This window comes from Desulfobotulus pelophilus (assembly GCF_026155325.1).
Taxonomy (GTDB): Bacteria; Desulfobacterota; Desulfobacteria; order Desulfobacterales; family ASO4-4; genus Desulfobotulus; species Desulfobotulus pelophilus.
The window spans coordinates 242,212-262,304 of sequence record NZ_JAPFPW010000002.1; the positions used below are offsets into that span (position 1 = coordinate 242,212).

Consider the following 20,093-nt stretch of genomic DNA (forward strand, 5'->3'; position numbering starts at 1 on the left):
ATCCGTCAGCGGAAGGCGATGGCCGTACCGTAACAGAGAACTTCCGAAGAGGTAGACATGATGGCCGATGTGCCGTAGCGGACGCAGATTACTGCGTCCGCGTTCATGGTCTGGGCCTGAGCCATCATACGATTCATGGCCGTTCGGCGGGATTCTTCCAGAAGCTGGGTGTATCCTCTGAGTTCACCGCCGATGAGGGATTTCAGCATGGCCAGGATATCCCTGCCAAGATGTTTGGTAAAAACCACGGAGCCTTCCGCAAGGCCCAGTACCGTATAGCTGGTAATGCCGGGAATTTTGTCTGCCGTTGTGATGATCATCATGGGGTCCTCTGCTGTCGTTCTGTGGTAGGGGAGTTGCTGAAAGACGCCTGCATGTCTTTCTTTTTTCTATCACAGACAGCAGTTTTTGAAAAATCATTCAAGGCCAGTCTGCGTACCTGAAAGTTTTCTGCCGTATAGATGCAGAGACCGTCGCAGAATACGGCCGCCTGACAGCTCAGCCCTTCCCTTTCATCCTTAAAAATTTCCTTCACATTGATAACACAGTGCATGGCCGCACTGCCGGGCCGGATCTGGCCTCTGTAGGTCCAGCTGTGGCTCTGGGGGGTGACAAGAAAATCCTCCATGGGCCTTTTCAGTATCCGGGAGGCTGTCCAGCAAAGGGTGGTGAAGACCGCCTGAAGCCCGAGGGAGCCGGGGCATACGGGGTCGTCCTTGAAATGGGCGTGGAAATACCAGTCCTGATCGGAAATATCCATGACAGCAAGGGTTTCACCAAGGCCTTTGGCTCCGCCCTTTTCTTCAAAGGAAAGGATGCGGTGGACCATGCGGAAGGCCTGTTCCGGATTGTTGTCCGGATGGGGCAGGGGGCTGTTTATCCCAAAATCGTGGATGACTTCCATCCCTTTCAGATTTTCCGGAAGATCAAGGCCCAGAGGTGCGGCCATTCCCTTTTGATCTGACAGGGATTCTTTGGTGAAAAAACCAAAGTGGGTTGTGCATTGTAAAACGGGCTTTTTCCCCTGAAAGCATGCAATCTCGAAAAAGAGAATCTGCAGATCGCCGTTTTTCACGTAGCGGGTCAGGGTGGCTTTGGTTTCAATTTCTTCTCCATGGAAAACAGGGGCAAGGATGGTTGCATCTCCTCCGAGGTTTCTGAAGAAAAGATCCCTTTCGCTTTTCAGGGAACATCCCATCCAGGCTGCCATGAGACCGCAGGGCTGCAGGGCGGCCTCCAGAAGCAGGGCATAGGGGAGATGGCTTTTTTCATGCCCGAAGTCCGGGTTTGCAGCTTCCGGATGCCAGATGGCGGTGATCTGGCTTTTTTCCGCAATGTGGCCCGGCGTGAGATGGGCATGGCTTACGGCGTCCACCGTGAGATAGGGAGGCCGTGGAAGTCGGGCGAGAAAACGTCCCTGATCAAAGGGGGCGTAGGTTTTTCCTAGGGCTTCTTCCGCACGGCCATCGCAGAAGGCAAGGAGTCTTTTTTTGTCCCACAGGGGTTTTTCTTCTTCTGTTTCTGACCAGATGGCGGCAAGACCTTCCCTGTCCGTTCCCTCCAGCATGAGGCTCATGCCCTCAAAGCGGACAATGCATTTGCCATCGGCGTACATGAGGGCATCGGCCAGCACAAAGGGCTGGGGAGCAAAATCCATTTGGCGGATATGGATTTCATAGCGTACCTGCGATGTTTCCGGCGTTACCGGCCCCCGGCATTTGAGGCGGCTTTCGGCACCGGGCAGGGGCTCCCAGGAGCAGGTTCTGTCTTCAGGTATCCATCCTGTGGCCATGACGTACACCCGTAAGGTCTGCATGCAGCATTCATACATCAGGGTGCCGGGCATGACAGGATCATCGGAAAAGTGGCAGGTGAGAAACCAGTCGTCCGGGTGGATATCCGCCTCGCCGATGGCAAGGCCGCAGCCATAATGACCGCCCTTGGGGTCCATTTCCCTCATGCGGTGAACCAGCGCCAGCATGCCGCCGGGCAGACGGATCTTTTCTCCCATGGTTTTTCCTTTGAAAAGGGGACCAAAGGCCTTTTCAGCATCTCCTTTTCGCAGGGCTTCCATTTTTTCTTCGGAAAGGGCCGAGGCAGGAAAGCTGTGGATGGGGATGGCACCGGGGGCGATGCCCCTGTCCTTCATGATGGCCGGGAATCTCTCCTTTGGGATTACGCCTCCGGAATCACGGATTTCTTCGGGTGTGAAGAATCCGGCACAGCCCTTTTCCATGGTGATGAGTTTTTCCCTGCCGATGAATCCCGTAAAGCGGAAGAAAAAGATGTGGGTTTCTCCCTGCTGCACAAAACGCTGGATTTCGATTTCATAGCGCACCGTTTCACCGGGCCTTGGCAGTCTTCTGTGGAAGGATGCCACCGCATCCAGAAGACGGTAGGCCCTTGTGCCCTTTACCTGAAGATCTATGCCCATGTAGGCGCAGAGGAAGAGATCGGCCTGACCGGATTCAATGGCAATGGAAAAGGGGGTGCGGCCTCCGTCCAGATACCAGGCGTCTTCTTTTACTTCATGCTCCGTGACGATGGTTCCGGGTCCGGTGCGGCCCTTTACGGCATCAATGGAGAGGATTCGGTCCACCAGCAGCAGGGGTGGGGCCGGAAGCCGTACCCGCACAGGATAGCTGTCCACCGCAGCAAAGTCTTTGCCCAGAACCTTTTCTGCCTTGCCGATGGCAAATTCAAGGCAGGCTTCATGGTCAAAGGCAGGGGGCGGTGCAGCCGCAGGGGAAGGGGGTGGAGCCGTAGGTAAAGGGGGCAGAGGTGCAGGTAAAGGGGGGGCAACCCAGTCCGTGCCGCTTTCCTTGTTTCCCAGCAGGGTATCCAGAGTACGGAGGCGCTGGGCACAGCCATCAAGGTAGATTTGATGCAGGCGGCAGGTCTCCTTCTGTATGGAGGAAAACTGGCTGAAGGCCATTTTATGCAAAGGGTTTTCTGCCATGCCACCTTTTTTGATCCAAGGCTCTGCCACATGCCAGATGGCTCTGGCTCTGGTAATGCTGATGACTTCCGCCTCGTCTTTTTTGGAAAGGCTGAAGGCCAGATGGGGACGGTCTCCTAAGATACGGCGGATCATGCGGGTGCAGGAGTCCGATGGTCCCATCTCCACAAATATCCGCACACCGTCCTCCCATGCTTTGAGAACCAGTGATGGAAAATGAAAGCCCCGGAGGTTTTGGTCTAAAATGGCCGTACAGCAGCTCTTTGTATCCGGAGTAAAGGCTTTTTCGCTGGCACAGGAATAATAGCGGTAGGGTTGTGGATGAACGGGGAAGGTGTGCAGGGTTTCATAGGCATTGCGTGCGGGTTGTAAAGCATCGCAGTGTACGGAAATGACCCCTTCAAGGAAGATGGGAGCAAGGCCCAGATCCGCTGCCAGTTTTTCAATGTCCTTTTTTTCTCCTCCCACCACACATTCTTTGAAGGTGTTCACAATGAGGCGGCGCAGTCTGGGATAGGCGGGGAGCTGGCTGTCCAGTGTCTCCATTTCCACGGGAATGAGGGCGGCGGCCCAGCAAAAGGGTTCTTTATCTCCGATGCCCCATTGTTTCCGTAAAGCCCTGCAGGGACCGGAAAGTTCTTTGGTGAAAAGATCGGAGTCTTTCAGGCGCTGCTGCATGATTTCCGGGTTTTCCCAGAGGCCTGTGGCAAAAAATCCGGCTGTTTCTCCGAGGGAATAGCCCATCACCGCCTGGGCCGCAAAGCCTTCTTCTTCGGCAATGCGGGTCATGATGCGGCCATAGCGTACCTGGGCGAAAATGGCAGGGCTGGGGTCATCATTATGGTCCGGGGAGAGGAGAGGGATGGCTTTTTTATTGGAAAAGCTTTCTTCATCGGCCTTTAGGATGTGGGGCCAGAACTGTTCAAGGCTTTTTCCCATGCCATGGAAATGATTACCCGAGCCCGGATAGACAAAGGCCGCTTCTCCCCGGATGCCTTTTTGCAGGGAGGGCGCAAGGAAGGCGGCTCCTTCCCGGCCAGCAGGCAGGAGGGTCCGGCCTTCGGCGATGGCCTCTTCAAGGATGGCACACCAGGAGCCAATCCGTTTTACATCACAGGCCAGAAGGGCCGACCTGAACTCTCCTTCCGATGACCGGCAGGCTGCAAGGCTTGAAGCCTCGGGGAGAAGGGAAAGGTTTTTCACTTCTTCACGGAGAAGGCGGCAGGCCCGGATCAGCTCTTCTTTTGAATCGGCGCATAAAGGATAAACCTGTACGGGAGGGGATGGAGCTGCGGCTGGACTTTTCGGAGCATTGGGTGATGCCTGCTTTGTTTCCTGCCGGGGGAAGCGGGAAGGAAGGTTTCCTTCCGCTATGCGGAGCAGGCCTTGGCCGGAACTTTCCCAAGGCTTTTTCCCCGAAGCCTTTTCCATCTCTTTTTCCCATTTTTCCGGAGAGATCTCTCCAAGGATGGTTTCACCACATTGAATGGCATCTTCTTTTTTGCGGAGAATCAGGCAGATGGCACCGGAGAATGGCTCGTCTGCCATGCCTTCAAGGCCCCGGCAAAGGTAAGACAGGGGATGGCTGCGCATATCCGAGGCGGCAAGGATAAAGGCCTTGCTTTTCCCTTGTTCAAGGCTTTGCTCCGCCATGTGCAGGGCTTCGATGGTGGCTTTTCCATCGCCGGAGAGGGTGATGCATGGCCCGCCCAGCCCGAAAATCTTGGCCACCCGGCTGGCCGCCATGCTGGTGAGGGAGCCTGTAACGTGGTCCGCATCCAGAGGGGGAAGGGCAAGGGCTTGTTTATCTTTGGGAAAGGCCCATCTCAGGCTGAAGTCCGTTGCCGCAGGATCAAAATCAACCAGAGCTGTAAGACCCGTGGCTGCCCGTGTGCTTTGGTCCCAGTCCAGATTTTGAAGGGCATTTCTCACGCAGAGGAGCAGCGCCCTGTGGTCCGCCAGCATGGCTTCGCTTTCTTTCGGGGGGATGGAAAAAAGGCCGGGGGGAATGGGAGCTTCTTTTTTGTCGTAGCGTGCCGCACCCACGATGACAAGGGAGCTTTTCCTGCGTGAGGAAGGGATAAAGGGTCCGGGTTCCGGTGCTGTGGGTGCTTCTTCCACTATCATATGGGCGTTGATACCGCCAAATCCAAAGGCATTGACTCCGAAGGCTCTGGGCTTTACGCCTTTTTTCTCCCATGGCTCAGCCGAGTTGAGGATGCAAAAGGAGCTTTTTTCAAGGGGGCTTCCATGGGCTGCCTTATCAAATGATGGGGTGATGGGAAGAGTGCCTTTTTCAAGGCAGATCAACATGCGGCTGAGACCAGCGGCTCCGGCGGCCGTCAGCAGATGCCCGGTCATGGATTTAACCGAGGCCAGGACGGGTCCCTGTTTTCTGCTCTTGCCGAAAATTTCTTTAAGGCTGAGAATTTCCACGGGATCTCCCGTGGGTGTGCCCGTACCATGGCATTCCACGGCATCCAGATCCTGAGGCGTCATACCCGCCATGGACAGGGCCTGTGCCATGGCCCGGATCTGTCCTTCGGATCTGGGGGCCAGCACATTGCCGCCGATGTCGTTGGAAAGGCCGATGCCCCGGATGACGCCTAAGATGGGGTCCTGATGTCTGAGGGCATCTTCCAGTCGTTTTAAGGCAAAGAGTCCGCAGCCTTCCCCCACCACAAGGCCATCGGCCCTTTCATCAAAGGGGCGGCAGTATCCCGAAGGAGAAAGGGCTTTGAGCTGGGTGAAGCCGATCTGAAGAAAGGAAATGTCGGCTCTGGAAATGCCACCGGCCAGCATGAGGTCCGCGCGTTTTTCCCGTAAGATATCACAGGCCAGACGGAGGGCCACAAGGGAGGAGGCGCAGGCCGCATCCAAAGTAAAGACAGGCCCGCCAAGATGCAAAGCCCGGGCCGTAATCAGGGCAGGACTGCCCGTGACTCCGAAGCAGGGGTTTGTGCCATTGTCCGTAAAGTATGATTTTCCCTTAAAGGATGTGCGGGCAAGCCGGGTGATGCTGTCCGTGGGAAGCCCGAGAAGACCCGTAATCAGCCCCGTTCGTTTCTTAAGGCTTTCCCTTGCCTGGCAGCTATGGAGAAGGCCTGCTGTATTGTGGACAAGAAGTCTTGGGAGGGGATCTGTGAACCATTCCTTTCTCATGCTGCTTTCAGGAAAAGGAGACAGGGTTTCGGGAAGGGGAGCCAGTGCCGCCATGGTGCTGATGGTCCTGTCCGGAAGATGGCTTTCCGAAAGAAAGCGGGCCTGATCCGGCCAGCGTTCTTCGGGGATTTTTCGGATGGCCACATGACCTTTAAGAATATGACGGCCGAAGGTGGCAATATCCGGTGAGTCGGGAAAGGTACCGCTCTGGGCGATGATGGCAATTGGCATAAAGGATGTCATGGCTTCCGGGCTTTTTTGTTTGTATGATTGGGAGCTAGTGCTGAAACTTGAAAAAAACCCTGCCATACTGCCATGTTTTGCTCTCTGAAGGCAAGGCGGGCTTTGTCTCTTCCTCTTCATTTCTGTATGAATCCATCAGGAAAGCAGTGAAAGAGTCTTTCTTTCCGATGAGCAATCACTTATACTCCATATCATACGATACAAAACAGATGCCGCACCCTATACCCGTCCCGATTCCCATGCAGGAAAAACGATGTTTTCATTTTATTTTTATGGGGTATTCCATGCGTTTTGTTTTATTCAGAAATCATGTTGCCCGTGGTCTTACCCAGCGGATAGTGGTGATCACGGCCGGTTGTTTTTTTATAGCCATGGTCATTCTCACCCTTCTTATCTCACGGCTGCTGTTTGTTGAGTCCCAGAGAAGTATTGTGGGACACCAGCAGGAACTTGTGGATATGCTGGTGAAACGCATGGAAAACGAGCTGGAGGCCCGGAGTCAGACCCTTCAGGGTTTTTCCCGTTTTATCCATGATGGTGAAAAGCTTGTTTCTGTTGCCGATATTGAAAAGCTCCTTTCCACAAGGGTTCGTCTGCTGGAATACTTTAACGGTGGTATCCTCGTAGCCGATGAAAGGGCTGTTGCCATCGCGGAAACCATTTTTGTACCGGGCCGTATTGGCACCGCCTACCCGGACAGACCCCACGTAATCCAAGCGCATAAGACAAAAAAACCTGTTTTTACAAGGCCTTATATTGGAAGGGCCACGGGAGTCCCCCTCAGCACCATTACCGTTCCCGTACTTTCCGATTCAGGTCGTGTCATCGGTTTTTTGTTCGGGAACACCCTGCTGGCAGAGGATAATCTTTTTAAGGAAATCAGCGAGGAAACCCTCGGGCATCAGGGTACGGTTTTTGTGCTGGATCCTTTGCTCGGCATGGTGGTGACAGCCTCGGATTATAGTCTGGCCATGCAGATTCTGCCTGAAAAGGATTTTCCCACGGTGGTGGATGCTGTGCTGTCTGGCAGCCCTTCGGGAAAGGCCAGGGATTTTCGTGGAGAGGAAGTGGTATATGGCTCCGCCACCCTGGAAAAAATGGGCTGGAAGGTGATTCATACCCTGCCCGCTGCCATGGTCTCTGGCGCAGGGAAGCCTGTGATCATCAAAATGTCTTTTTTCATTGTCGGCCTGATGGTGGCTACTTCCCTTGTCACTGTGTTTTTGTTGCGCAGGGAGCTTTTCCCCCTGCAGGAGGTGGCGGAAACCATTAATGCCATGGCCACGGGAAAGATTCCTGCCCAGCCCCTTTCTCCTGTACGGATCAATGAGATTGAAAAAATTTGTCTTGCGTTCAACCGCCTGCATGCGATGCGGGAGGAGCAGGAAACAGTACTTCGGGAAGAAAGGGACTTTTTGAAAAGTCAGTTTCTTCAGTCTTCCGATGGTATTGTTCTTCTGGACAGGGAGAATCTCACCATCATGGAAGCCAATCCGAGGCTTTCGGAAATTCTTGGTTTCAGTACCCAGCACCTTGAAGGCCAGTCCCTGCTGTATCTTCTGAATACGGACGGCGAGGAACTGAAAAAGCGTTTTACCACCATTACGGAAAGTCCGGATAACGAGGTCAGGGAGTATGCCTTGCTCCATGCCGAAGGCTACACCATCCATGCCATGATCAGTGCTACACTGGTACACAAGGGGGCTGACACCTGCATCATGGCCAATGTCCGGGATACGACGGAACTGAAGCAGACGATCCGGATTAAAAATGAGTTTGTTTCCACTGTCAGCCACGAGCTGAGGACTCCCCTTACGGCCATCAGCGGTGCTCTCGGCCTGATCATGGGCGGGGCCCTTGGGGAAGTGCCCGAAAAGGCCAGGGGGATGCTGACCATTGCCAGCAACAACTGTCGACGCCTTTCCATGCTGATCAATGATCTTCTGGATATGGAAAAACTCAGTGCGGATAAAATGCGTTTTGACTTTCAGGTTCAGGATATTTCACCTCTGGTGCAGAGAGTTGTACAGGAAAATCAGGTGTATGCGGAAAAATACAAGGTCCGCTATGTCTTGGAAGACCCCCTGCCTTTTGCCAGAGTGAATGTGGATGCTCAGCGTTTCATACAGATTCTGGCCAACCTTTTATCCAATGCGGCCAAGTTTTCTCCCGAAGGCGGTTCGGTTCATTTGCGTATGTACTGTCCCGATGACACAAGAGTACGCATAGGTGTGCAGGATCAGGGGCCGGGAATACCGGATAATTTCAGATCCCGTATATTTGAAAAATTCAGCCAGTCCGACGCCACGGATAATCGCAGCAAGGACGGCACAGGCCTTGGCCTTGCCATTACCAAAGCTCTTGTGGAAAAAATGGGTGGCTGCATTGATTTTGTGTCTGAGGAGGGCAGGGGAACCTTTTTTTATTTTGATCTGCCCCTTGCCCATGGCAAAAGTGCTCCCATGGATTGTGTGCTGGAAGCATTTCCTGATTCTTCGCCCTCTGAGGGTCTTCCTGCTGTTTCAGACGGGGGGGTGGGAGAGATCCGTTTTTCTTTTTCCCTGCCGATTCTTGTGGTGGAAGATGACCCGGATACGGCACTGATGCTGCAGGCCCTGTTGACCCACGGTGGCTATGGAGCCGATGTGGCTGAGAGTGTTGCCGAGGCTCTGGAAAGGATCCGCAGCAGAAAGTATGCGGCCATCTGTCTGGATCTCATGCTGCCCGATGGTAACGGGGTGGATCTTATCAAAAATATCCGTTCCCGTCCGGAGACAAAGGATTTGCCCATCATTGTGGTTTCCGCTTCTGTTGAGGAAGGACGCCTTGCGGTGAAGGGCGCTTTTAACGCCATTGACTGGCTGGAAAAACCCATAGAGCCCCGTCATCTGCTGGATACCGTCCGAAAAGTGGTCAAAAAATCAACCGGAGAAAAACCTTCCATACTTCATGTGGAGGACGATGAGGATCTTGGGAAGATTCTGGCTGCCATTGGTGAGGATGTGGCCCGTTTTGATCTGGCCCCGAACCTGAAGGATGCCTTTCATAAAATCAAAAACTTTTCCTATGATCTGATTATTCTGGATATTCAGCTTCCCGATGGTTCCGGATGGGAGCTTCTGCCTCTCATCCATGCTATGGAGCCGTCGCCGCCCGTTCTGGTACTTTCCTCATCAGAGCTGAGCCATGCGGATATGGGCAGGGTTCATGGTGCCCTGACCAAGGGAAAGGTTGCGAATGACCGTATTCTTGAAGCTCTCAAGTCTATTCTGGCTCCGGGGGAGGAGATCCATGAAAAGTAAGGGATTTTCCCTGCGTACAACTTTTCTGGTTCCCATCCTTGGCCTTACTTTTCTTGCCGTGGCAGGTGCCTGGCCCCTTTATCATCTTACGGCATCCAGAATTATCCATGGAGCCGTGGACAGCCTGCAGGAAGAAATTGCTGCAAGAATTGCCGACCATCTGGAACACCTTCTGGACCATCCCCAGAGAATTAATGCAACCAATGCCAGACTGATGACAACCGGCCTCCTGAACCAGAAGGATCAGGAAGAACTGGAACGTCATTTTTTGGGGCAGATCCGTGAAAATCCCGAGGTCAGCAGTATTTATTTCGGCAATACCAGAGGGGGGCTTGCCACCTCCGGCAGAGAGCATACAGGTGATGCTACCTATTTTATCTCGACGGATCATTTTGAGACAGGGTTTTTCAGGAAGTTTGCCGTTACAGAAGAGGACGGACGGGGCGAGTTGCTCCAGTATTTTCCCGGATTCGACAGCCGGGTGCGGCCCTGGTTCACAAAGGCTCTGAAAGAGGGAAGGCCTGTATGGAGTGATATCTATTTTCTTTTTAGTACGGATGAAATGGCCATTTCCGCCAGCAGGCCCCTGTGGGATGGAGGGGGAGAATTGGCTGGAGTGGTGGCGGTGGATCTTTTTCTTTTTCATATCCATGAATTTCTTCAAAGTATGAAAATAGCCAAAAACGGTCATGCCTTTATCATGGAAAAAACGGGCCATATGGTGGCCAGTTCCCACCATGAAAAGGATTGTATGCTGGATGAAAGCAGGAAGCCGGTAAGGGTTTCTGCCTTTCAAAGCTCCTGTGCCATCACCCGCAGTGTGGCAGAAACTTTTCTCTCAGAAAAGGAAGAGGGGCTGGTGGGCTATGATCGGAACAAAGCGGCCGTAAGGGTGGGAAGTGATACATATCTTGTTTCCCTGACCCCGCTTCAGGATGAATGGGGCATAGACTGGCTGATTTTTGTGGTGATTCCGGAAAAGGATTTCATGGGAGAGATACGGGAGGCCAGACAGAAAACCCTTCTTTTGCTCAGTGTGGTTCTTTTGGCTGGTTTTGTGCTGGCCCTTACCATCATAGAAAGAGTTGCCGGTCCAATATTACAGCTTAATACAGCAGCCCGGCGTCTTGGGAAAGGTCAGGCCCCTGAGCCCATTGTTGTTGGCAGGGTACCTGTTGAGATTCAGGAACTGTTGCGGAGTTTTTTGCATATGGATGAAGCCCTGCGCCGTCATATGCAGGCTCTTTCCCATGAGATTCAGGAACGAAAAGATGCGGAAGCAAGTCTGAAAGAAAAGTCCCGTCATCTCCAGGCCATTTTAGACAATGCCATGGACGGTATCATCACCATAGATTCCTTCGGAACGGTGGATTCAGTCAATAAGGCGGCCAGACGGATATTCGGGTATGAAAGCTCTGAAGTGGTGGGTTGCAATATCCGCATGCTCATGCCGGAACCCTACCACAGTGAACATGACAGCTATCTTGCCCGTTACAGGGAAACGGGTATTCCACGGGTGATCGATATTGGCAGGGAAGTATCCGGAAGGCGGAAAAGCGGTGATGTCTTTCCTCTGGAATTGTCTGTTACCCGGCTGGAAAGGGAGAGTCATACCCTTTTTATCGGCATTGTACGGGATATCACAGAGAGAAAACGTGTGGAAAATATGAAAGATGCCTTTGTGTCTACGGTCAGCCATGAGCTGCGTACACCCCTGACCGCCATACGGGGAGGGCTGGGGCTTCTCGCAGGGGGGGCTCTGGGACCTGTGCCGGAAAAAATGCAGAATCTGTTACAAATAGCCTGTAAAAATACGGAACGATTAACCCTGATCATCAACGATCTGCTGGACATGGAAAAGCTCATTGCCGGAGAAATGCATTTTGACAGGAAGGTTCAAGCTGTTTTTCACCTTGTTGCCCGTTCCATGGAAGAAAATCAGCCCTATGCCGATCAGTATGGGGTGCGCCTTGTGCTGGAGAGGGAGACAGAGGATAATCTGTATGTCTGGACCGATGCCCTTCGTTTTCAGCAGGTAATGAGCAATCTGCTTTCCAACGCAGTCAAATTTTCACCGCCTCAGGGCTGTGTACGGGTTAGGCTTTCCGTGGAGGGGGAGCGGGTCCGGGTTTCTGTGGAAGATGAGGGGCTTGGTATCCCGGAAGCTTTCAAAGATAAGATTTTTGAAAAATTCTCTCAGGCCGATGGAACGGATCAGAGGCAGAAAGGGGGAACGGGGCTTGGCCTTGCCATTAGCCGTGAAATTATGGCACATATGGGAGGGGAAATCGGTTTTTTGTCTGAAGAGGGAAAGGGAGCTACCTTTTTTTGTTACCTGCCGGTGGCAAATAAATCAGGGGAGGATCTGTGAGCACATTGCATCGCATTGCCTATGTGGAAGATGAAAAGGATATTCAGGAGGTTGCCAAAATGGCCCTGGAGCTGGTGGGCGGGTTTTCCGTGGCCGTTTTTTCCTCGGGTCAGGAGGCTTTAGAAAAGATGGCTGCCTTTGCACCTCAGCTGATTCTTCTGGATGTGATGATGCCTGGTCTGGACGGGCCAACGACCCTTGCCATGCTGAGGGAACAGGAAGGCCTTACGGATGTTCCTGCCATTTTCATGACCGCCAAGGTACAGACCCATGAAGTGGCCCGGTATGAAGCCCTTGGTGCTGTGGATGTCATTGCCAAGCCCTTTGACCCCATGACCCTTGCAGGGCAGTTAAAAGAAATCTGGGATAATCTGCCATGACAGGTAAAGAGGATGAAAAGCGGTTTGAAAGCCAGATGGAAACCTTGCGGGAGGGATACCGGGAAAGGCTGCGGCGGCAGCTGGATGATATGATTCGGGTGGCTGAAAATCTGGAGGAAAGTCTGGATCCTCTTCCAACACTGGAAACCCTGCACCATGAGTTGCATAAAATTGCGGGCGGAGCCGGTGTTTTCGGTATGCCGGAGCTCGGAAAGAAGGCCAGAACCCTTGAGCTTCAGATGAAGGGTATCCGGGATCGTGCGGTTTCTGGAAAAGGTCTGCCCTTTTCCGAAATCATGGCAGCCATACGCGGACTGTCCGTACCGGATACCCTGTCTGAGAAAGAAGATCCCCTCTCTTCTGCCCAGTGGGAGAAGCCGTCAGGGGTGAGGTCTGATGATCTTGCAGGATCGGAACCCCAGTTGCTTATCATTGATTCCCATGAAAAAAGGGGCCGGGAACTTGTTTTTTCCCTTCGCTACTTCGGATATGCACCGAGGCATTGCCATGGGCTTTCTGACGCGTCTTCCCTTTTTCCCCATAAAGCACCGGATGCCATCCTGCTTTCCCTTTCGGCCAGCGAGAATTCTTACTCCAGCAGGTCGCTGGCCGAAGATATCAGAGAGTTTTTTCCGGAGGTTCCTCCCCTTCTTGTGCTGTCGGATAATCTGGACTTTTCCACCCGTCTTGCCGTGTCCAGAGCCGGAGGGCAGGGGTTTTTTACCCGGCCCCTCGATGTACCCAAGGTAGTGGACCGGCTGGAGCATCTGATCGGCAGAAGGGAAAGGGCACCCTATCGTGTGCTGATTGTAGATGATGAGCCCATGGTGGCCGAGCATTTCTGCCTTGTGCTCCGGGCGGCAGGCATGGAGGTTCAGAGGGAAGAGGATCCGGCAAGGGTACTGGATATGCTTTCCACCTTCCGGCCGGAGGTTCTTTTGATGGATGTGCATATGGCGGGTTGTTCCGGAACGGAACTGGCCGGGATTATTCGCATGGAGGAGGAGTGGGTGGGAATACCCATCCTTTATCTTTCCGCAGAAAGCAAGATGGAGGAGCAGATTCGGGCCCTGAACAGCGGTGGAGATGATTTTTTAACCAAGCCGGTAGACGATGCCTTTCTTGTGGCATCGGTTTCTGCCCATGTGTCCCGTGCCCGCCGTCTTGCGGAACTCATGGCCAGAGACAGTCTTACGGGTCTTTTAAAGCATATCCGTATCAAGGAAGCCCTGGAAGTGGAAATGAGCCGTTGTAACCGGGATGGATCTACTCTGTGTGTGGTTATGCTGGATCTGGATCATTTTAAACGAGTGAATGACACCTGGGGCCACAGTACGGGAGACAGGGTGATCAAGGCTTTGGCCCACCTCCTTACCCGCAGGCTGAGGCGCAGTGACAGCATCGGCCGTTATGGCGGTGAAGAATTCATGGCCGTGCTTCCCGGATGCAGCCCTGAAAAGGCCCAGGTACTGATGGAAGAAATACGCAGAAACTTAAAGACCATCGAGTTTCACGCAAAGGGAGAAACGTTCAGGGTTACCTGCAGCGTTGGCATAGCCTGTTCTTCTCTGGGCAGCTCACCCGAAGAAATTCTGCAGGCGGCGGATCAGGCTCTTTACAGAGCCAAGGAAGAAGGCCGCGACAGAATATGTATGGATGGATGGAGTGAAGTTCCATGAAAATAAGGACTTCTCTCAAATAGAAAATCTTTTTGTCCGTTGCTCTAAGACTGTCGTTCCCGCGGAGGCGGCAACCCAGTGCCTTGCTTCTGGGTGCCCGCTTTGGCAGGCATGGCGGAAGCGTTGTTCTCAGGCCGCCAGCCGTTCCCTGCACACCGGGTTTTTGCATGGGATTATCTTTGAAGCGAGCCTGAGCAGGTTCTGACAGTCTAAGGGAAAAGGGCCTCCAGTTCCCTCGCCACATCATCCATTTCATCCTCTTCAAAGGTTTTGTCCAGAGCCTCAAAGCCTTTTCTGGCCCTTTCCTGAGAAATGCGTTTTTGCAGACGGTTCACCCTTTCTGTCTGGTAATCCAGCAGGGCTTTTTTGGCCAGGATGGCCGAGCCAAAGGCCCGTGCCGGCCTTGCCTGCCTCATGAATCCGGCATCCCTTGCCTCTTCCTGAATGATGCGATCCATGCGAAGGTGGTTGCGGACAAAAAGGGAAAGGTTGTCATCCTTGCTGAATTGCCGGATCAGCTCCTGCTCCACAGGGTCCTTCACATCTCTGAAGTTTTGATAAATCACTACGTCTACAATTTCCTGAATGCGTTTTTCCATTTCTCCTGTGAGATCACTTCTCAGGGGATCAAGGGTTTCCAGCCCTCCGTCCCTATAGGCAAAAACATAAAGATACTGGGGATTTTTCTCCTCATAATACCATGAAGGAGCACCGTCAATCTGGATACGGTTTCCCGTTGCCAGGGCCTGCTCAAATAAGAAACCTGCAAATACGGAAACAAGTTTGATGGCAAGGGCTTCAAGCATGGCGTTTCCTTTCCGAAAAAGGGGACAGGAAGAGAGTGGCAGAAATTTCCGGCACGCTGATTTTGCTGATGAGACGAGAAGTATGCTCTCTTTCTATCACAGGGGAAGGGAATAGAAAAGTGTCACTTGGGGAGGGCCGTTTCAGCTGGCGTTCTGAGAAGGCAAGAGCCCGCCAGACCGGGTGTATCCGATTGGTTGCCATAGCACGAAGGGAGTTTCGGTAAACGATACGGTATTCTATGACAGGTAGCCACTGTATCGCTGCCGTTTTGGTTCCGAGTCCATTCCTTTGGTATCAAGCGTACCTGTCTGGTTGGTATGGGGGCCGTCCCGCTTATCTGCTTTCCGGCTTCAGGTTGCCATACTGGAAATGCCGGTATGGTTCGCGGAAACATAAAAAAAGGTTTTTTGCCAGCACTCAGCGCTGGCAAAAAACCATGGTAACGGGAAAAGGGAGGTGGCCGAAGCTGCAGCCGGTGCCTGTCAGTTTTTCAGGGAGTGGATAGGGGCGGGTATGCGTCCGCCCTTGGTAACAAAACTGCCCTTTGCCGTGGCATTGTGTACATGGATAATGTTGGCAAAACCGAGAAGTCCGCCGAAGTGGGCCATATCTCCGGCTTTTTTACCGGGTACGGGGATAAGCCGGCAGGCTGTGGTTTTGGCGTTGATCATGCCGATGGCCATTTCATCCGCTATAATTCCTGCAAGGGTTTCCACGCTGGTATCGCCGGGTATGGCCACCATGTCAAGGCCCACGGAGCATACGGAGGTCATGGCTTCCAGTTTTTCTATGGTAAGGAATCCTTTGCTGACGGCTTCGGCAATGTTGAGGTCTTCGCTCACGGGGATGAAGGCTCCGGAAAGTCCGCCAACGTGTGAGCTGGCAAAGGCACCGCCCTTTTTGACCGCATCATTGAGCATGGCAAGGGCTGCCGTGGAGCCGGGTGAGCCGATGCTGATGAGGCCAAGGCTCTGGAATATTTCTCCCACACTGTCTCCAGCCGTTGGGGTGGGTGCCAGTGAAAGATCCACCACACCAAAGGGGATTCCCAGTTCGCTGGCCACTTCCCTTCCGATGAGCTCTCCGATGCGGGTCACTTTGGCTGCGGTGCGCTTGATGCATTCGGCTATGTCGCCAAGATCCATGTTGGGATCTGCTTCCAGTGCACGGTCAATGGCTTTTTTGACCACCCCGGGACCGGATACACCCACATTGATGACGGCGTCTGCTTCTCCTATGCCCAGATAGGCACCCGCCATAAAGGGAATGTCCTGGGGGATATTGGCAAAGACGCAGAGTTTGGCACAGGCAAGGCCGTCTTTATCCGCGGTGCGTGCGGCGGCGTCTTTGATGGCGTGACTCATACGCAGGACGGCATCCATGTTGATACCTTCCCGTGTGCTGGCCACATTGACGGAAGCGCAGACCCTTTCGGTTTCCGCAAGGGCCTGGGGCAGGGCGGCAATGAGGGCGTCATCTCCTCTGGCAATACCCTTTTCCACAAGGGCCGTAAAGCCGCCTACAAAATCTACGTTTACCCTGCGGGCAACGCGGTCCAGGGTATGGGCTACGGCTACCATGCCTTTGGGGCCGAAAGGGGCGGCTATGGTGGCAATGGGACTGACGCTGATGCGCTTGTTGACCACCTGAATGCCGTATTTTTCTCCGATACGGTTGCACAGTGGTACAAGATTGGCGGCAAGATTACCGATCTTTTTTTCTATATTGGCACAGAGTCTGTCAATATCATCGCTGACACAGTCAAAAAGGTTCACCCCAAGGGTGACGGTACGGACATCGAGATGCTCGTTGTTGAGCATGCCGAGTATGGTAAGGATTTCCCTGTCGTGAATCATGGGCTGGCTCCGATTAAGTGTTTTTCTGATAAGCGTTCAGCATATTCTGCCCTTTCGCTCTGGGAGGGGGGCATGCACAGCGGCAATGGTAATGCTTGTTTTTATTTTTCCCCTCTCCTCCGGGAGAGGGACCAGGGGGAGGGAGGGACTGGTTCCCGGGTACAGTCAGTACCGGGGACAGCCTACATTCGGGTGATGGATTCAAAAATATTGCGATGCTGGATATTGATCACAAGGCTGAGTTCCGCGGCCCTTGTTCTGAGGTCTTCGGAAAGGGTTGCTGTATCGGTGGATACCGGTACATCCACCTCGTAAATCATGAGGTTACGGGCAGGGTCATCGCCGCCCTCAAAGATGGCCCGAAGGTTGGTGACATTTACTTTGTGCCTGGCCAGAATGGCTGTGATTTCCGCTACAAGGCCCTTTCTGTCCGGACCGAAGCAGGTGATGACAAAGGGTTCCGAAGGGATGACGCCTGTTGTGTCCGGTTCACCTATCGGTTTGACCAGCACATCCATTCCATGGGGAGAAAGGGTTTTGCGGAGTCTTGCCTGCAGTTCCTCGACGGAAAGTTCCTGGGTGAGGGTGGCGATAAAAAGGCCTGCAAACTGGGTTTCCAGCAGGGTCTGGCTGACCTGATCCAGATTGCCGCCTTCCTGAAAGATAGCCTCGGATACGGAGGCAAGGATACCGGGTCTGTCGTTGGCCAGAACCGTGACAATAACTTTTTTCATAAATCCTGCTTTTCCTTTATGGTAAAACCGTCGTACCGTGTGAAAATTGTCTGCGGGGATTCTATTATTTTTTGAATCCCTTACAATAAACAGTACTTTTTCCCATGAAAGGCAGGTTTATGGAAGTTTTTTTTTACAAGTTACCCCTCTGTCCCCGTTGTATGGCAGCGGAAAGACATGTCCGGCGTCTGCTGGCAGGTGGCGGGTATGAGCTTCACACCATCGATATGCTGAAAAACCGGCAGAAGGTAAAGAAAGATGGCATCTCCATGGCTCCGGCCATACGGATCAGGAACCGTGTACTTTCCGGTCTGTGGCTCAGTGAGGTGAAAATCAAACGGTTTCTGGAAGAAACTCCGGAGATGGATAAGCACTGAATGGCTGGTGGAGGTGGGCATGATCCCCGACAGGAATGAGAGGTGGAAGGCTGCTTTTGTGGATATGGTGAAAAAAATGTCATCTGTTCGCCGTATTGTCACTTCATCCGAAGAAAAGAAGGCCGAAAACAGAGGGTGGGAGGAGACAGAGGATGAATACCGGAAGCGTCAGGCAGAATGGCTTGAAAAGATGGGGGAGAAGAAGAAAAAAAAGGCAGGGCAGCCCCGGTTCTGATTCGCGTGTATGCCGTCCTGCCCTGCCTCTACAGGAATCGCTGCCTGGTAACTTTGTGGCAGGGAACCTGCGGAGGCCTGCCGGTGCAACCCTTTCCCAGCCTTTCCGGCCGGGAACCTGAGAGGCTCAGATCCCCGAAAGGGAAAGGGCTGCTGAAGTGGCACTCAGATTTTGAAAATACCCACGGAATCCTGCAGTTTTTCCGATAAGCCCCGCAGGGATCCAGCGCTGGCGTCTACTTCAGCGCTGCCTTGCGACACCGCGCTGATCCGTTCGGTAATCATGGCTATCTCCTGGGCGATTTCGTTGGCCACTGTGGAGCTCTGACCCACATTCCGGGTGACTTCATGCAGGCCGCCTGCTGCCTGGGCCACGTTGTCGGCAATCTCCCGGGTCACAAGCGTCTGCTGATCCACCGCCGCGGCTACTCCGTCGATCATTTCATTCACATTGGTGATTTCATTGGTGATTTCTTTGATCTCTCCGACGGTTTCAGCGGTGATCTGCTGGATTGACTGGACATTGGTCTTGATTTCTTCGGTGGCACGGGCCGTTTGCTGGGCGAGCTCTTTGATCTCGTTGGCAACGACCGCAAACCCCCGGCCGGCATCGCCGGCTCTGGCCGCCTCGATGGTTGCGTTCAGGGCCAGGAGGTTTGTTTGCCCTGAAATGACGTTGATGGTCTCGATGATCTTTCCGATTTCCATGGCGGCGTGACTCAGGTTGGTGATGTTGTCCGAAGCCCGCCGGGTTCGTACAACGGTCTGGGCACTGGTCTCTCGGGTCTTGCCAGTGCTGGCTGCGATCTCACCCATGGTGGTGTTCATTTCCTCTGCCGCCGATGCAATCATGGCAATGTTGGCCGAGGATTGTTCCGCAGCGGCAGCCACGGAAGAGATATTGGCACCCATTTCTTCGGCAGCAGCGGCCATGGCGTGGAATTTGTCCCGCATGTCCGCTGCCCCTTCAAAAATCCGACGTGAAACCACGGTCAGTTCGCTGGAGGAAGAGGCCAGTGCTCCGACGCCACCGACCACGCTGCCCAGAGTGCTTCGGAGCGTATCCAGCATGCGGCGGGTGGCCCTGAGCATCTTTCCGGTCTCGTCTCTGGCACCGTCGGTCACCTGACAGGTCAGATCGTTGTCAGCCATGGTTTCCACCACAGTCATCACCTGATGAATGGAGCGTGTTACGCTGCGTCCGACCCTGAAGACCATGAGCAGAGCCACGGCGGTGGAGATCAGGGCGATTACGGAAATGATCCGGAACATCCGGCTGATGGTTGATTCCATTTGCTCCGTTGCATTGGCCAGCTTTTCATCCTTCAGGGTAATCAGTTCGGCCATGTAATCCCTGGACTCATAGGCTAGGGGTGTGGCCACCTTCTGGTATTCCGGAAGAAGCGTGGCCCGCGTTTCCGGCGGAACCCCCTTGAGCTCCGTGCAGAATTGCAGTCCATAGTTCACAAAAGCCATGGTGCTGCGTTCCGCGTTTTCCAGAATGGTCATCTCATCCCTGTCCGAGATGCGTGGTCTGAGGGCGGCATAGCTTGCCGAGATGTTTTTGATGACCCGCTCAAGGCTCTGGAGGTCCCTGTCGATGTTGCTGCCGAGCATCATATTGCGCGTCAGGCGGCTTACGTAGTTCAAATCACTGTTGATTTCCAGAACATTGATTTTTCCCCCTACGTCCCGAAGAACCACATTGGTATACAGTGATCGGATGGAAAGAACTTCATTGAGGCTGACACCGGTGAGGCAGCCTATGGCCAGCAGAAACACGGCTCCGATTACACACATTTTTAATTTAATGGACATCAGTACTCCTGTCATAGCTTCTGTACGCTGTCATTGCCCGGTTTGAGCGGGACAGGACAGGGGTGAACGGTGATCGGGGCGGTTGACACCCTTTCGGGTCAATGGACGGGAAGGGAGGAGATGGATCCGAAAAAGGAAAAGGGTGCTGCCCCATTTTCTATAACTTTTTCA

At 53.4% G+C, this 20,093-nt stretch carries 12 protein-coding genes; 6 read left to right on the forward strand and 6 right to left on the reverse strand.

Annotation, left to right across the window (positions count from 1 at the left end; all coding sequences use genetic code 11):
* Positions 1-5: 5 nt before the first annotated feature.
* Complete coding sequence (locus OOT00_RS03165) at positions 6-323, reverse strand: YbjQ family protein (RefSeq protein WP_265423839.1); 318 nt, start codon at positions 321-323, stop codon at positions 6-8.
* Positions 320-6,364, reverse strand: a complete 6,045-nt coding sequence (locus OOT00_RS03170; protein WP_265423840.1) for a beta-ketoacyl synthase N-terminal-like domain-containing protein — start codon at positions 6,362-6,364, stop codon at positions 320-322. Before OOT00_RS03170 ends, OOT00_RS03165 begins: the two co-directional genes overlap by 4 nt.
* A gap of 284 nt (positions 6,365-6,648) precedes the next feature.
* Here OOT00_RS03170 and OOT00_RS03175 point away from each other — a divergent pair, with 284 nt between their 5' ends.
* The 4 genes from OOT00_RS03175 to OOT00_RS03190 are packed head-to-tail and all read left to right on the forward strand — an operon-like array spanning position 6,649 to position 14,096.
* Positions 6,649-9,666, forward strand: a complete 3,018-nt coding sequence (locus OOT00_RS03175) for a response regulator (RefSeq protein ID WP_265423841.1) — start codon at positions 6,649-6,651, stop codon at positions 9,664-9,666.
* Positions 9,656-12,037: a PAS domain S-box protein gene (locus OOT00_RS03180; RefSeq protein ID WP_265423842.1), complete on the forward strand. Its 2,382-nt coding sequence runs from the start codon at positions 9,656-9,658 to the stop codon at positions 12,035-12,037. Before OOT00_RS03175 ends, OOT00_RS03180 begins: the two co-directional genes overlap by 11 nt.
* Positions 12,034-12,417 (forward strand): response regulator, encoded by a 384-nt coding sequence (locus tag OOT00_RS03185; protein WP_265423843.1) that lies wholly within the window; start codon positions 12,034-12,036, stop codon positions 12,415-12,417. Before OOT00_RS03180 ends, OOT00_RS03185 begins: the two co-directional genes overlap by 4 nt.
* Positions 12,414-14,096: a diguanylate cyclase gene (locus OOT00_RS03190; protein ID WP_265423844.1), complete on the forward strand. Its 1,683-nt coding sequence runs from the start codon at positions 12,414-12,416 to the stop codon at positions 14,094-14,096. Before OOT00_RS03185 ends, OOT00_RS03190 begins: the two co-directional genes overlap by 4 nt.
* Positions 14,097-14,305: 209 nt before the next feature.
* Here the strand turns inward: OOT00_RS03190 and OOT00_RS03195 are convergent, their stop codons facing one another.
* From OOT00_RS03195 to OOT00_RS03205, 3 genes are all read right to left on the reverse strand, one after another.
* A complete protein-coding gene (locus OOT00_RS03195; RefSeq protein ID WP_265423845.1) occupies positions 14,306-14,902 on the reverse strand; it encodes a hypothetical protein in 597 nt (198 codons plus the stop codon).
* Positions 14,903-15,385: 483 nt separating this feature from the next.
* Entirely contained in the window at positions 15,386-16,759 is a 1,374-nt protein-coding gene (locus tag OOT00_RS03200; RefSeq protein WP_265423846.1) for a PFL family protein, read from the reverse strand.
* A 182-nt stretch (positions 16,760-16,941) separates the two neighbouring features.
* Positions 16,942-17,493 (reverse strand): glycine cleavage system transcriptional repressor, encoded by a 552-nt coding sequence (locus OOT00_RS03205; protein ID WP_265423847.1) that lies wholly within the window; start codon positions 17,491-17,493, stop codon positions 16,942-16,944.
* A 119-nt stretch (positions 17,494-17,612) separates the two neighbouring features.
* Between OOT00_RS03205 and OOT00_RS03210 the strand changes: the two genes are divergently transcribed.
* Positions 17,613-17,870, forward strand: a complete 258-nt coding sequence (locus OOT00_RS03210; protein ID WP_265423848.1) for a thioredoxin domain-containing protein — start codon at positions 17,613-17,615, stop codon at positions 17,868-17,870.
* 19 nt (positions 17,871-17,889) lie between these two features.
* A complete protein-coding gene (locus tag OOT00_RS03215; protein ID WP_265423849.1) occupies positions 17,890-18,105 on the forward strand; it encodes a hypothetical protein in 216 nt (71 codons plus the stop codon).
* A gap of 164 nt (positions 18,106-18,269) precedes the next feature.
* Here OOT00_RS03215 and OOT00_RS03220 read toward each other — a convergent pair whose 3' ends face one another.
* The gene (locus OOT00_RS03220) at positions 18,270-19,922 is read right to left on the reverse strand and encodes a methyl-accepting chemotaxis protein (protein ID WP_265423850.1); all 1,653 of its coding nucleotides are present in this window, start codon (positions 19,920-19,922) and stop codon (positions 18,270-18,272) included.
* Positions 19,923-20,093 lie beyond the last annotated feature (171 nt).